This is a genomic window from Nocardia farcinica (genome assembly GCF_029867845.1).
Taxonomy (GTDB): Bacteria; Actinomycetota; Actinomycetes; order Mycobacteriales; family Mycobacteriaceae; genus Nocardia; species Nocardia farcinica_A.
Window position 1 is genome coordinate 1 of record NZ_JARWRU010000977.1, and the last position, 1,362, is coordinate 1,362.

General features: G+C 73.9%; 1 protein-coding gene. It reads left to right on the forward strand.

What is annotated here, in order from left to right:
• A partial coding sequence (locus QH283_RS21570; protein WP_280504791.1) for a condensation domain-containing protein occupies positions 1-1,362 on the forward strand: 1,362 nt, incomplete at both ends.

A 1,362-nucleotide genomic window follows, 5' to 3' on the forward strand; every position in this document is an offset into this window, starting at 1 on the left:
CAGTGGTCGCCGCTGCCGGTGCAGTACGCCGACTACGCGCTGTGGCAGCGCGAGGTGCTCGGCTCCGAGGACGACCCGGAGTCGGTGGCCGCCCAGCAGGTCGAGTACTGGAAGTCCGCGCTGGCCGGTCTGCCCGACCAGCTGGAGCTGCCCGCCGACCGGCCGCGCCCGCCCATGCAGTCCTTCCGCGGCAGCGCGGTCCGCTTCGAGATCGATCCCGAGCGGCCCGCCACGCTGCACGAGCTGGCCCGGGCCAACAACGCCTCGCTGTTCATGGTCGTGCACGCGGCCCTGGCGGTGCTGCTGGCCAGGCTGTCGGGCACCGACGACATCGCCGTCGGCACCCCGATCGCGGGCCGTGGCGAGCGCGAACTCGACGACATGATCGGCATGTTCGTCAACACCCTGGTGTTCCGCACCCAGGTGCGCTCCGGCGACACCTTCGCCGACCTGCTCGCCGAGGTCCGCGAACGCGACCTACAGGCCTTCGCGCACGCCGACGTGCCCTTCGAGCGTCTGGTCGAGGTGCTCAACCCGGTGCGTTCGACCGCGCGCAACCCGCTGTTCCAGATGGGCCTGTCGTTCCAGAACCTGGCCGAGCAGGCCTTCGAGCTGCCCGGTCTGTCGGTCTCCGCGGTCGACTTCGGCGCGCAGCTGGCCAAGACCGACCTGCACGTCACCGTCTTCGACCGGTACGCCGCCGACGGCGCCCCGGCCGAGATCGTGGCCGAGTTCGGTTACGCCACCGACCTGTTCGACGAGTCGACGGTGCGCGGCTTCGTGGATCGCTTCCTGCGGGTGATCGACACCGTCATCGCCGACCAGACGGTGCCGGTGGGCGACATCGACCTGCTGGCCGCCGAGGAGTCCGAGCGCATCCTGCGCGCCTGGAACGACACCGCGCACGCGACCGACCGTGACGCCACCCTGGTGTCGCTGCTGGACGCCGCCGTGGCGGGCGCCGACCGGGAGACGATCGCCCTGATCGCCGACTCCGGCGCGGCGGCCGATCGGCTGTCGCTGACCTGGGCCGAGCTGGACGCGCGGGTGAACCGCCTGGCGCGCCACCTGATCGATCAGGGCATCGGCGCCGAGGACCGGGTCGCGCTGGCCATCCGGCGCAGCGCCGACCTGGTGATCGCGATGTACGCGGTGGCCAGGGCGGGCGCGGCCTACGTGCCGATCGACCCGGATCAGCCCGCCGAGCGCGTCGGCTACATCCTGGCCACGGCCGCCCCGGCGCTGGTGCTGACCACCGCCCGCGACGGCTTCGAGCACGCGGCCCCGCCCCCCGGGCCGGGGGCCCCGCGGGGCCGCTGCCGCGACCCCCCCCGCCCCCACGCCCCCGCCGCCCCGGGGGGG